Annotated in this window: 4 protein-coding genes, 1 other RNA gene and 1 pseudogene; 5 read left to right on the top strand and 1 reads right to left on the bottom strand. The window is 67.5% G+C overall.

Translation table 11 applies throughout. From position 1 onward, the window contains the following. The 4 genes from D180_RS22180 to D180_RS22170 form a co-directional block, all read left to right on the top strand. On the top strand, positions 1–220 hold a 220-nt coding region (locus tag D180_RS22180), incomplete at its 5' end, for an NRDE family protein (protein WP_043091554.1). Between the two features lie 106 nt (positions 221–326). Beyond that, an RNA gene (gene rnpB, locus D180_RS22580) (RNase P RNA component class A) lies at positions 327–693 on the top strand. A gap of 141 nt (positions 694–834) precedes the next feature. Beyond that, the gene (locus D180_RS22175) at positions 835–1,065 is read left to right on the top strand and encodes a DUF4160 domain-containing protein (protein ID WP_017914496.1); all 231 of its coding nucleotides are present in this window, start codon (positions 835–837) and stop codon (positions 1,063–1,065) included. Next, positions 1,062–1,526, top strand: a complete 465-nt coding sequence (locus D180_RS22170) for a DUF2442 domain-containing protein (RefSeq protein ID WP_017911117.1) — start codon at positions 1,062–1,064, stop codon at positions 1,524–1,526. Before D180_RS22175 ends, D180_RS22170 begins: the two co-directional genes overlap by 4 nt. 61 nt (positions 1,527–1,587) lie before the next feature. On the opposite strand, the gene rsmI is transcribed toward D180_RS22170, so the two are convergent. Further along, entirely contained in the window at positions 1,588–2,412 is an 825-nt protein-coding gene (gene rsmI / locus D180_RS22165) for a 16S rRNA (cytidine(1402)-2'-O)-methyltransferase (protein ID WP_017914495.1), read from the bottom strand. Between the two features lie 81 nt (positions 2,413–2,493). Between rsmI and D180_RS22160 the strand changes: the two are divergent. After that, positions 2,494–2,753: pseudogene (locus D180_RS22160) on the top strand (LppC family lipoprotein); the annotation flags it as partial.

Here is a 2,753-nt window from a genome sequence, read left to right as displayed (position 1 = left end):
CGACACAGGGGTCGGCCCGGACCTGGAACGGCGGCTGTCGCCGGCCTTCATCCGCGGCCACGACTACGGCACCCGCGCCAGCACCATCGTCGCGGTGGACGCCGCCGGCCACGGCTGGATCCATGAGCGACGGTTCGGCCCGGACGGAGTGTTCATTGGGGAGACGCGGCTGGAGAACCGGGACCCAGGTGCGGGGACCGGGGACCCGGAAAAGCGATGATGATGCAGGCGGCCGAGGCTGCTTTCGGCTGCATCGCCCGTCAGAGGTACGGCTTTGGCATTTGCGGGACCCGGGTCCCGTCTTAACATGCGACAATGCCCGCGGCGGAGCCGGCCAGACAGTCGCGTCATCCCATCGCATTTCGGTGCGGCGGGATGCCGAGGAAAGTCCGGGCTCCATAGGGCAAGGTGCCAGGTAACGCCTGGGCGGCGCGAGCCGACGGACTAGTGCAACAGAAAGATACCGCCTACGTCTGCGCAAGCAGGCCGGTAAGGGTGAAATGGTGCGGTAAGAGCGCACCGCGAGTCCGGTAACGGACCGGCACGGCAAACCCCACCTGGAGCAAGACCAAATAGGGACCTCATGGCGCGGCCCGCGTCGGGTCCGGGTAGGTTGCTTGAGCGTACCGGTGACGGTGCGCCTAGAAGAATGACTGTCCACGACAGAACCCGGCTTATCGGCCGGCTCCGCCACTTTTTTCAGAACGTCGAAAACTCCAAACCTTCACTGAGGGCGCGGAGCGCCAGGCGTTGATGCCCCCCCCTTCCGGCCTCCGACCCGCTGCGAACAGGATCCTTGTTGCGAAAGTGCAATCATTGCACTATGTTCCGCACATGCCGACGATCGTCCGTTTCGCCAACAGCGTTGTCACGATGTATGCGGCCGACCATCTGCCGCCTCACTTCCATGTGCGTACCCGAGATGGTCGGGAAGCGCTGATCGTCATCGACACCCTGGCAGTTCTGTCCGGCCGCCTGAGCCGACGCGAATTGAGCGCCGCGCTTGAATGGGCCGCGGCGAACAAAGCCACCCTCATCGCCCGATGGCAGGAATTGAATCCATGAACCAACCTCAATTCGTCATTACCAAGGTGAAGGCAGTCGCGGCGCGCGAACTTGCACTGACCTTTGCCGACGGCTTCACTTGCACTGTCGACCTCAGCGAGGTCTTGGCCTCGCATCCTTCCCTGAAAAAGGCACGGCTGCCACACGTTTTCCATAAGGTCTCGCTCGACGAATGGCAGCGCGGCGTCATCTTCGACGGCAACGACGAGTTGGCGCTCGCCAGCGACAACCTGCGCGCACTCGCGATCGAGCAAGCCGGTGACTATTCCCACCAGCAGATCATCGCCTGGATGCATCGCCACGACATGACGTTGGATTCAGCCGCCGAAGCATTGGGCTTGAGCCGGCGCATGCTCGCCTACTACCGCAGCGGCGAAAAGCCCGTCCCCAAGAGCATTGGCTTGGCGATGCTGGGATGGGAGGCCGAACAGGCAGGGTTTGATTATTCGAAAGTCGCCTGAGAACGCAGTCGCCAAAGACGACTGGCCGGCGATCGCATTGCCGCAGAGCGTTATCGCCCCCTTAACCGCCGTAAAGCGCCTTGCGCGACGCACCGGTCAGTTCGGCGGCCAGCTTGGCGGCGGTGGACGGCGGCAGGTGTTCGCTGAGCTTGGCGTAGACGCGGCGGCCTTCGGCCAACTGCGCGTCGGCGTCGTCGCCGGCGCCCTGCACCATCAGCACGAACTCGCCCTTGCGCTGGTTGTCGTCGGCCTCGACCCGCGCGTGCAGGTCGGCCAGGGTGCCGTCGAGCACGGTCTCGAACAGCTTGGTCAGTTCGCGCGCCATCACGGCCGGGCGGGCATCGCCGAAGGCGGCGCGGCAGTCGGCCAGGGACTCGGCGATGCGGTGCGAGGCTTCGTAGAACACTAAGGTGCGCGGCTCTCCGGCCAACCGCGCCAGGCGCTCGCGGCGCGCCGAGGCCTTGGCCGGCAGGAAGCCCTCGAAGGCGAAGCGGTCGCTGGGCAGGCCGGCCACGCTGAGCGCGGCGATCGCCGCGCAGGCACCCGGCACCGGGCTGACCCGCACCCCGGCCGCGCGTGCGGCGCGCACCAGGCGGTAGCCGGGGTCGCTGACCAGCGGGGTGCCGGCGTCGCTGACCAGGGCCAGCGACTGGCCCTCCAGCAGGCGCGCGACGATGCGCTGCGACAGCGCCTCCTCGTTGTGTTCGTGCAGCGCCAGCAGCGGCCGCTCGATGCCGAAGTGGGCCAGCAGCTGGCCGCTGCGGCGGGTGTCCTCGGCGCAGATCGCCGCCACCGAGCGCAGCGTCTCCTGGGCGCGCGGCGTCAGGTCGGCGAGGTTGCCGATCGGCGTGGCGACGACGTGCAGGGTTCCGGGCTGGGCGCTCATCTACGGGCTTTCCATGGTCAAGGGTAGAATCGTAGCGGTTTTCCCCGGCGCGCCCGGCGTGCCCAGCCGAATGGACCAGAAATGAACAAGCGATTCGCAAGGATTTCCGCCCTGTCGCTGCTGGCGCTGCTCGTCGCCGGCTGCGCCACCACCAGCGTGACGCCGAGCGCTTCGCCGGCCCAATCGGCGGCGCTGGCGCTGCTGGACCAGGGCAAGCCGAAGGACGCGGCGCAGCAGCTCGAGGCGCAGGCCGCCGGCGCCACCGGCAGCGCCCGCAACCAGTTGCTGGGCGACGCCGCCTTCGCCTGGTACGAGGCCGGCGATACCGCCCGCGCGCGCAG

The organism is Xanthomonas sp. SHU 166 (assembly GCF_000364685.1).
GTDB lineage: Bacteria > Pseudomonadota > Gammaproteobacteria > Xanthomonadales > Xanthomonadaceae > Xanthomonas_A > Xanthomonas_A sontii.
Note: the sequence above shows the minus strand (reverse complement) of the source record. Positions and strands in the feature narration are given on the sequence as shown.

What these genes read in the sequence shown, in the direction of transcription:
- D180_RS22175 (WP_017914496.1), top strand. Translation starts at nt 835, where the DNA reads ATGCCGACGATCGTCCGTTTCGCCAACAGCGTTGTCACGATGTATGCG.
- D180_RS22170 (WP_017911117.1), top strand. Translation starts at nt 1,062, where the DNA reads ATGAACCAACCTCAATTCGTCATTACCAAGGTGAAGGCAGTCGCGGCG.
- rsmI (WP_017914495.1), bottom strand. Translation starts at nt 2,412, where the DNA reads ATGAGCGCCCAGCCCGGAACCCTGCACGTCGTCGCCACGCCGATCGGC.